Annotated in this window: 8 protein-coding genes; 7 read left to right on the forward strand and 1 reads right to left on the reverse strand. The window is 70.7% G+C overall.

Translation table 11 applies throughout. The annotated features are described in order from the left end of the window. Positions 1 to 256 precede the first annotated feature (256 nt). From VFX99_RS01200 to VFX99_RS01210, 3 genes are read left to right on the forward strand one after another with little or no spacing between them, the layout of a single operon-like run. On the forward strand, positions 257 to 1,030 hold the full coding sequence (locus tag VFX99_RS01200; protein WP_329664494.1) for a hypothetical protein: 774 nt from the start codon (positions 257 to 259) through the stop codon (positions 1,028 to 1,030). 3 nt (positions 1,031 to 1,033) lie between these two features. Continuing rightward, entirely contained in the window at positions 1,034 to 1,627 is a 594-nt protein-coding gene (gene recR, locus VFX99_RS01205; protein ID WP_329664495.1) for a recombination mediator RecR, read from the forward strand. Further along, positions 1,627 to 2,559 carry a DMT family transporter gene (locus tag VFX99_RS01210; protein WP_329664496.1) on the forward strand — a complete coding sequence of 311 codons (933 nt, stop codon included), beginning with the start codon at positions 1,627 to 1,629 and terminating at the stop codon, positions 2,557 to 2,559. The genes recR and VFX99_RS01210 overlap by 1 nt, the downstream gene beginning before the upstream one ends. Positions 2,560 to 2,566: 7 nt before the next feature. On the opposite strand, the gene VFX99_RS01215 is transcribed toward VFX99_RS01210, so the two are convergent. Next, positions 2,567 to 3,058 (reverse strand): hypothetical protein, encoded by a 492-nt coding sequence (locus tag VFX99_RS01215; RefSeq protein ID WP_329664497.1) that lies wholly within the window; start codon positions 3,056 to 3,058, stop codon positions 2,567 to 2,569. 116 nt (positions 3,059 to 3,174) lie between these two features. Here VFX99_RS01215 and VFX99_RS01220 point away from each other — a divergent pair, with 116 nt between their 5' ends. The 4 genes from VFX99_RS01220 to VFX99_RS01235 form a co-directional block, all read left to right on the forward strand. After that, positions 3,175 to 5,244, forward strand: coding sequence for an elongation factor G (locus tag VFX99_RS01220; protein WP_329664498.1), 2,070 nt, complete (start codon positions 3,175 to 3,177; stop codon positions 5,242 to 5,244). 142 nt (positions 5,245 to 5,386) lie between these two features. Next, positions 5,387 to 6,673, forward strand: coding sequence for an aspartate kinase (locus VFX99_RS01225; RefSeq protein ID WP_329664499.1), 1,287 nt, complete (start codon positions 5,387 to 5,389; stop codon positions 6,671 to 6,673). 55 nt (positions 6,674 to 6,728) lie between these two features. Further along, positions 6,729 to 7,307, forward strand: a complete 579-nt coding sequence (locus VFX99_RS01230; protein WP_329664500.1) for a DM13 domain-containing protein — start codon at positions 6,729 to 6,731, stop codon at positions 7,305 to 7,307. A 281-nt stretch (positions 7,308 to 7,588) separates the two neighbouring features. Further along, on the forward strand, positions 7,589 to 8,589 hold a 1,001-nt coding region (locus VFX99_RS01235), incomplete at its 3' end, for an aspartate-semialdehyde dehydrogenase (RefSeq protein ID WP_329664501.1).

Genomic DNA, 8,589 nt, shown 5'->3' on the forward strand with positions numbered 1-8,589 from the left:
GTCGGGTGCGGCTCCTGCTGCGCCGGCCGCGGCCGCTGCTGCCGCTGGGGTGCCCGCCGCGGCAGCAGAGGCTGCCGCCACACCGGCTCCCGCCTCCGCGTCTCCGGTCGTTGCAGCACCTGCGGCCGCGGTCACGCCCGCGCCTACCGCTGCGGCCACGCCTGCTCCCGCCGCGCCAGCGGCTCCGACCCCCGCAGCTGCTCCCGCTGCGGTCGAGGCTGCGCCGGCCCCGACCGGTCCGGTCACGCTCCAGCACATGCGCGATGCCTGGCCCGAGGTTCTCGGACGACTCGAAGACATCAGCCGCTCCTCCTGGCTGCTCGCCTCGGGCGCCCGCGTGGCGGAGCTCAAGGGCGACGTGCTCACGCTCTCGTTCCAGAGCCAGGCCGACGTCGCGCAGTTCAAGAAGCTGTCGGCGGGCGCCGGCCCCAGTGAAGACCTTCGGCAGGCGATCCTGGCGGTCCTCGGCGTCCGAGTGAAATATCTCGCCAAGCACGACAGCGAGTCCGGTCCTGCTGCGCCCGCCGATGCAGCTCCGACGCCGTCGCCGGGACCCGCACCCGAACCCCCGGCGTCGCGGCCCGCACCCGCCGGCGCCGCCCGGCAGGCCGCCGCAGCCCCCGTCACCGAATGGGTCGTCGCGTCGATCCCCAGCGACGCGGACGCGCCGCCGGCGGACGATCCCGAGCCCCCGGCATCCGTCGCGCAGTTCGCCGTCGACGACGAGCCTGAAGAGGCCGGCGACACGGCGCGGTCCCGCGTCGCGACCCTCGCACCGCCACGCGAGGGCGAGGTGCTGCCGGCCGCAGACGTCGAGCCGTCGATCGAGCCGGATGACGAAGGCGACGTCGAGATGGAAGACGAGACCGATGCACCGGTACCGCCCGTCGTCGCACCTCCGCTGCCCAGCGCTGCCACGCGACCGGCGCCGGGAGGCGCGCAGCGTTACGGCGAAGCCGTCGTGCGCCAGGTGCTCGGCGCCCGATTCGTGCGGGAAGAGCCCTACGAGCCGCCCACGAGGTTCAGCTAGGCCATGTACGACGGCATCGTCCAAGATCTGATCGATGAGTTCGGGCGCCTACCGGGCATCGGACCCAAGTCGGCGCAGCGCATCACCTTCCACATCCTCCAGACACCGACCTTCGACGTGTCCCGGCTCGCACAGCTGCTCGCCGAAGTGCGCGAGAAGGTGCGGTTCTGCGAGATCTGCGGCAACGTGTCCGAGCAGGATCGCTGCGGCATCTGCCGCGATCCGCGACGCAACCCGGCGGTGATCTGCGTCGTCGAAGACGCCAAGGACGTCGCGGCGATCGAACGCACCCGTGAGTTCCGCGGGCTGTACCACGTGCTGGGCGGCGCCATCAGTCCGATCGCCGGGATCGGCCCTGAAGACCTGCGCATCACACAGCTGATGCAGCGGCTGGCCGACGGCACCGTCCAAGAGGTGATCCTCGCCACCAACCCGAACCTCGAGGGCGAGGCGACCGCGACCTATCTCAGCCGCCTGCTGCACACCCTCGAGATCGCGGTCACACGGCTCGCATCGGGGCTGCCCGTCGGCGGCGATCTGGAGTACGCCGATGAGGTCACGCTCGGGCGCGCTTTCGAAGGCCGTCGCGCGGTGTGATGACAGCGGCGATGCAGCGCTTCGGGGTGCGCGGATGGATCCTCTTCGCCGCGATGGCGGTGCTGTGGGGCATGCCGTACCTGTTCATCAAACAGGCCGTCGACTCGTATTCCCCGGCATCCGTCGTCGCCGGGCGCACACTTCTCGGCGCGTTGCTGCTGCTTCCGTTCGCCCTGCGTCAAGGCGCGCTGCGACCGGCATTCGCCAAGATCGGCTGGGTGCTGCTGTTCGGCGCGATCGAGATGGCCGGGCCGTTCCTGCTGCTCGGGCACGCCGAGCAGACGCTCCCCTCCGGGCTGACCGGACTGCTGGTCGCGACCGTCCCGCTTTTCGCCGCGATCATCGCGTTCACCGGCGGTGACCGCGCGATCCTCAAGCCCGCTCGCACGACCGGCCTGATCGTCGGCTTCGTCGGGGTCGGCATCATCGTCGCCGGTCCGGGCATCGCCAGCGGCGGTACGGTCGGCCTGATCGCGGTGGGCGAGGTGCTGCTGGTCGCGGTCTGCTACGCCATCGCCCCGTTCATCGTCGCCCGCCAGCTCAAGGGCGTGCCGGCACTGGGGACGGTGACGCTCTCGCTCGGCGCGGTGGGCCTGTTCTACCTCCCGATCGCGTTCCTCACCCAGCACGAGGTGCCGACCGCGCAGAGCACGTTCGCGCTGGTCGCGCTCGCCGTGCTGTGCACCGCCGTGGCCTTCATCGTCTTCTTCGCCCTCATCGACCACGTCGGGCCGGCGCGCGCACCGCTGTTCACCTACGTCAACCCGGTGGTGGCGGTCATCCTGGGGGTGATCGTGCTCGGCGAGGAGGTCACGCTGGGCCTGGTGATCGGCTTCCCTCTCGTGATCCTCGGCTGCTGGCTCGCGGCGACCGGCGGAACGGTTCGGGCACGCGCGCCGGCTGAGGAACTGCCGCCGGTCTCACCGGGCTGAGGACGTCTCAGCGCAGCACTTCGACCAGCACGATCCACGACACGAGCAGCGTCGCAGTGATGGCCACCAAACCCCCCGCCGCGGCGAGGTAGAGCCCGGACGGATGTCCGAGCAGAACCGCACCGCCCGCCGCGAGGTAGGCCGCGATCGGCAGGAATCCCAGCACCGACTTGGCGAACCGAGCACGATCCTCCGTGGCGGGGTCGGTGGCGATCACCCGCGTGGCGTTCACCTGGAAGATGCCGGCGCCGATCGTGCACGCGACCACGATCCAGCCGTACCACTCCGCTCCGATGGCGGGGACCAGTCCGAGCGCGGACACCATGAGAGCGAGCACCAGAGCCGCGATCGCTGCGGCCAGGCGAGCCGTGAGCGTTCGCGCCGCGATGATCTCCTTGATGTTCACACTCGCCGCGACGATCACGAGACCGGCGAGAGCGGCAGCCGCCCCGACGATCGCCACGTTGAATTCGGACCACAACTCGAGCTCCTCCACCATGTTCGGGATGCTATCGCGGCCGGTCCCGTCACCCGGGAGGCACGATGCCCCTGGCGAGGACGCCCGGTGACGGGGCACGATGGTTCACAGTTCACACCGGCGTGGAAGAAGGCCTCATGGATGCGACCCCCAGCCCGACGCACCGGACGGTGGCCCTCGTGGGCGGGCCCGGCTCCGGCAAGACGACCCTCGCGGAGGGGCTCCTGTTCCGCGCCGGGGTCATCCCGCGCAGGGGAACCATCGAGCAGGGCACGACCGTGTGCGATTCCGACCCAGAGGAGATCGCGCGGCAGACGACCCTGGGCATCTCGCTCGCGTACCTGACGTGGACCGGCCCCGACGGTGTCGAAAGGCCCATCACGCTCATCGACGCGCCCGGTCATCCCGACTTCGTGGGCGGCGTCGACACCGCCTTGGCGGTCGCGGATGTCGCAGCCGTGGTCGTCAGCGCGGTCGACGGAGTCACCGCCGGAACGCGCGCGGTGTGGGCGGCGGCGAAGGCGGCGGGCGTGCCGCGCGTCGTGATCGTCACACAAGAGGATCGTGCCCGCGCGGACTTCCGGCGGGTGCTCGGGCAGCTGCGCGCGACGTTCGGCGCCCACCTGTGGCCTTTGGAGCTGCCGCTCGGCGAGGAGCAGGACTTCCATGCCGTGGCCGACGTCCTGAGCGAGCATGCACTGGTCTACGACGACACGGGGCACCACCACGAGGAGCCGCTTCCGGCCGGCGTCGAGGCGGAGGAGCACGACCTCCACGTGAGCGTGACCGAGGAGATCGTGTCGCACGACGACGCCCAGCTCGAGGCGTACCTGGAGGGCAACGAACCCTCGGCCGAAGAGCTCGAGCGGACGCTCGCTTCCGAGGTCGCGACGGGTGAGGCGGTGCCGGTCCTGCTGTGCTCGGGTTTCACCGGCACCGGTGTCGACCGCGTCGCCGATCTGCTGTTCGCGCTGGCGCCCTCGGCGCGTGACCACGACAGCCGGATCGTGATCGGCGGCACGGCGGAGGGAGAGGGAGGCAACGAGGTCAGCGTCGCCCCGAATCCCGACGGCGATACGGTCGTGCACGTCTTCCGTACTGTGGCCGATCCGTTCGTGGGCCAGATCGCCATGCTCAAAGTGCTGTCGGGGACCCTGCGTCCGAGCGATCGGCTGCGCAACGCAACGACCGGAACGGAAGAGCGGATGCCGGCACTCTTCCGGTTGCGCGGCGCGCAGCACCTGCCCGTCGACGCCCTCCGCACCGGCGAAGTCGGTGCGGTCGCCAAGCTGGTGGGTTCGCCGTCCGGGTCGCTGCTGTGGTCGCGCGCTCAGGGGAGCGCCCGACCCGCTCCGCTGCCGCGCCGGCACCCGGTCTACGCCGTCAGTCTCGCCCCGGCGACGCAATCGGACGACGCCAAGCTGTCGACCGCGCTGGGGCGGCTCCTGGCCGAGGACTCGACCCTTCGCATCGACCGGGCGGGCGGCGAGACGCTGCTGCGCGGACTGGGGGAGACGCACGTCGCGGTCGCCGTCGAACGGCTCGCGCGTGTGCTGGGGGTCACCGTCACCACCGGACCGGCCCCCGTCGCGTACCGCGAGACGATCGCGAGAGCCGCACAGGCGGAGGGCAAGCTGAAGAAGCAGTCCGGCGGTCACGGCCAGTTCGCAGTGGTGCAGCTGCGGGTGAGCCCGCTCCCTCCCGGCGGCGGCTTCGAGTTCGTCGACGCCGTCGTGGGCGGCTCGGTGCCTCGGACCTACATTCCCGCGGTGGAGAAAGGTGCCCGCGACGCCCTCGCCGCGGGCGGACCGCAAGGCCACCCGGTGGTCGACGTGCGCGTCGAGCTGTACGACGGCAAGTCGCACTCGGTGGACTCCTCGGAGATGGCCTTCCGCACTGCGGCGTCGCTGGGGGTCAAGGCGGCGCTGGCCGATGCCGGATCCATCGTGCTCGAGCCGGTGTCGATCGTCACCATCACCGTTCCCGCCGACCTGCAGGGGCCGGTCCTGACCGACCTGTCGTCGCGGCGCGCACACGTCAACGCCACCGAGTCCACCGACGACGGCGGCACCCGCATCGTGGCCAGCGTGCCGGAGGCCGAGCTCGGGCGATACGTGCTCGAGCTGCGGTCCCTGACGGGCGGGCAAGCGGAGCTGACCATCACGCCCGATCGCTACGAGCGCGCGCCGAGCACGACGAAGAGCTAGATCCCCGGCCTGCTCTGGCGCGCTCGACGCATGGCGGGGTCGGCATGGCGGCATCCGTAAGATGGTGCGTTGGGCGCGGCATCCGATCGCCCGTTCGCAACCACATGCGCGTCACTCCGGTGGCGCTCCCGGGAGTTTCATCGTGGCGTTGTTCGTGCAGAAGTACGGCGGTTCGTCGGTCGCCGACGCGGAGAGCATCAAGCGCGTCGCGAAGCGGATCGTCGACACGCGCCGCGCCGGGCACGATGTCGTCGTTGCGGTCAGCGCGATGGGCGACACGACCGACGAGCTGCTCGACCTCGCTGCGCAGGTCGCGCCGATCCCCGCCCCGCGCGAGCTCGACATGCTGCTCTCGAGCGGCGAGCGCATCGCGATGGCGCTGCTGGCCATGGCGATCCACTCGATGGGATTCGAGGCGCGGTCGTTCACCGGCTCGCAGGCGGGGATGATCACGGATGCCACCCACGGCGCGGCGCGGATCGTCGACGTCACCCCGATCCGGCTGCGTGAGGCGCTCGACGAGGGTGCGATCGTCATCGTCGCCGGCTTCCAGGGCTTCAACCGCGACACCCGCGACATCACCACCCTCGGCCGGGGCGGGTCCGACACGACCGCCGTCGCGCTCGCTGCTGCGCTCCAGGCGGATGTGTGCGAGATCTACAGCGACGTGGACGGCATCTTCACCGCCGACCCGCGCGTGGTGCCGCGTGCCCAGAAGCTCACCCACGTGTCGAGTGAAGAGATGCTCGAGCTCGCCGCCAACGGCGCCAAGGTCCTGTACATCCGGGCCGTCGAGTACGCCCGGCGGCACGGCGTGCTGATCCACGCGCGATCCACATTCAGCTCGGGTGAGGGCACCTGGGTGCTGGGGCCGGGCATGGCGCTGCCGTCCGGCGCAGAAGGAGAAGAGATGGAAGAGCCGATCGTCGCGGGAGTCGCGACCGACCTGAGCCAGGCCAAGATCACCATCATCGGCGTGCCGGATGTCCCGGGCAAGGCGGCGGAGATCTTCAAGATCGTGGCCAAATCCGGGGCGAACGTAGACATGATCGTGCAGAACGTGTCCGCCGCCGCGACCGGGCGCACCGACATCTCGTTCACGCTGCCCAAGGAGGACGCCGCCACCGCGCTGCGCGCGCTCGCCGGCGACCAGGCCGAGGTGGGCTTCGAAAGCCTGGTGCACGACGACCAGATCGGCAAGCTCTCGGTCGTCGGGGCCGGGATGCGCACGCACTCCGGCGTGTCCGCCACTCTGTTCGAGGCGCTGAGCGTCTCCGGCATCAACATCGAGATGATCTCCACGAGTGAGATCCGCATCTCCGTGGTGGTGCGCGGCGACGACCTGGCCGAGGCCGCCCGCGTCGTGCACACCGCGTACGGCCTGGACGGCGACGCGGAGGCGGTCGTCCACGCCGGCAGCGGTCGCTGACTCTCAGTCCGACTCCAGCAACCCTCGCTAGCCTCGGCGTGTCGAGGGGGACGCAGTGGCGCGCAGGACGCTTTCCACCCGAGCTCGCTGGCTCTGGGGCATCGGGGCGGCTGTGGTGATCGCCGGAGTGGTCGTCGGCGGGCTGGTGTTCCAGCCCTGGCTCCTCTTCATCGATGTGCGCGTCGACGATGAGATACCGGCCACCGCAGCCACAGCCGAGCCGACGGCCGCACCCGAGGCCGAGGTCGCGGACGAGGTGACGCCTGCACCGCTCCCGCCCGCAGCTCCGGTGGACCTGCTCGCGGGCACTTTCGTCAGTCACGAGCACGAAACCACCGGCTCCGCGCGAGTGATCGAGCACCCGGACGGAAGCCGTCAGCTTGCGATCGAGTCGCTTATGACGACGAACGGCCCGGATGTGCACGTCTGGCTGAGCGCAGGGCCGGTGCTCGAGGGGTTCGGCGGGTGGTTCACCGCCGGAGGCCACGAGTACGTCGACCTCGGTCCGATCAAGGGCAACCTCGGCGATCAGCTCTACGACATCCCGGCGGGCGTCGATCTCGACGTCTTCCGCACCGTCGACCTGTGGTGCGTGCAGTTCGCAGTGTCGTTCGGCGCGGCTGCGCTGGCGTGACGGTCGACGCCGGCCGGCGGCATCCGTTCGTCTCGGCCGGCCCGCGTTCAGTCGCGGGCTCAGGAGAAAACCCGGAATCAGGACGATTCGTGCCGGAAACAGCCTGACTGCGCGATTTCTCCTGCGCTCGCGAGCGGCACCTGGCGATCGGCAGGAATCAGGCGCCGATCAGCGGCCCGCAGACGTCATCCGCGCCGGGAGCGAACGGCCCGCCGGGTAGAATCGGGGGAATCCCGCGCACCGATGGTGTCTGCGCGCCCGCTCTGCATCGAGGACTTCCCATGACCCGCATCTCCGATTCCGGACTCTCCGTCGCCGTCGTCGGCGCCACCGGCCAGGTCGGCACCGTCATGCGGGAGATCCTCGCCGACCGGTCCTTCCCGATCCGCGAGCTGCGGCTGTTCGCCACCGCGCGCTCCGCGGGCACGGCGGTCGAGTTCGCCGGCGAGACCGTGATCATCGAGGATGTCGAGACGGCCGACCCGTCCGGGATCGACATCGCCCTCTTCTCCGCGGGAGCGACCGGCAGCCGGGCCCACGCGCCCCGTTTCGCGGAGGCCGGGGCGACGGTCATCGACAACTCCAGCGCGTGGCGCATGGACCCCGAGGTCCCCCTGGTCGTGAGCGAGGTCAACCCCCACGCGATCCGCGACGCCCGCAAGGGGATCATCGCGAACCCGAACTGCACGACCATGGCCGCGATGCCGGCGCTGAAGGTGCTGGACGCCGAGGCGGGCCTCGAACGCCTCATCGTGAGCACGTACCAGGCCGTCAGCGGGTCCGGGATCGCCGGTGCCGAAGAGCTGCTCGGCCAGGTCGAGGGCGTCCTCGCCCAGGGCGACACGCTCCGCCTGGTGCACGACGGCTCGGCGGTGGAGTTCCCGCAGCCGGAGAAGTACATCGCGCCGATCGCATTCGACGTGATCCCGTTCGCCGGCAACCTCGTCGACGACGGCGACAACGAGACCGACGAGGAGAAGAAGCTCCGCAACGAGAGTCGCAAGATCCTCGAGCTTCCCGACCTGCGCGTGGCCGGCACGTGCGTCCGCGTTCCGGTCTTCACCGGTCACTCGCTCAGCATCAACGTCGAATTCGCGCGCACGATCACGCCCGAGCGAGCCCGTGAGGTGCTCTCCGAGGCCCCCGGCGTGCGGCTCGAGGAGGTGCCGACGCCCCTGCAGGCGGCCGGCAAGGACCCCAGCTTCGTCGGTCGCATCCGCGCCGACCAGTCCGCGCCCGAAGGCAGGGGCCTCGTGCTGTTCATCAGCAACGACAATCTGCG

Source organism: Microbacterium sp. (genome assembly GCF_036277215.1).
Classification (GTDB): domain Bacteria; phylum Actinomycetota; class Actinomycetes; order Actinomycetales; family Microbacteriaceae; genus Microbacterium.